This is a genomic window from Cytobacillus oceanisediminis 2691, assembly GCF_007678455.1.
GTDB lineage: Bacteria > Bacillota > Bacilli > Bacillales > Cytobacillaceae > Mesobacillus > Mesobacillus oceanisediminis_A.
This window is the reverse complement of record NZ_VEEP01000270.1, coordinates 1-259: the sequence shown is the minus strand read 5'-3', so window position 1 is coordinate 259 and position 259 is coordinate 1. Positions and strand designations below refer to the sequence as shown.

General features: G+C 46.7%; 1 protein-coding gene. It reads right to left on the bottom strand.

The window, feature by feature from the left end; genetic code table 11:
- Positions 1-191, bottom strand: a 191-nt coding sequence (locus FS736_RS23815; protein ID WP_222125115.1) for a hypothetical protein, incomplete at its 3' end; no start/stop codon positions are given.
- Positions 192-259 lie beyond the last annotated feature (68 nt).

The window sequence follows — 259 nt, the reverse complement described above, 5'->3', positions numbered from 1 at the left end:
AATTTTAACCACTTGATCCAATCAATCTCAAAAACCATTTTTTCCCCCCGAAAAACACTCTCCCCAAAATCAATCATCACCATCACCTCCCCCCCCAAAACCTCCCTTCTGAAATCCTCCACCTTCTTCCTAACTTCACTCCCACCCCCATTCTTTTTGTCTCCATTCCAACTCACCCCTCCACCCCTCATTCATTCCCTCCGCTCATCCCAACACTGCTCCAACAAAACCATATCCCTCCATATCATCTCTATCCCAC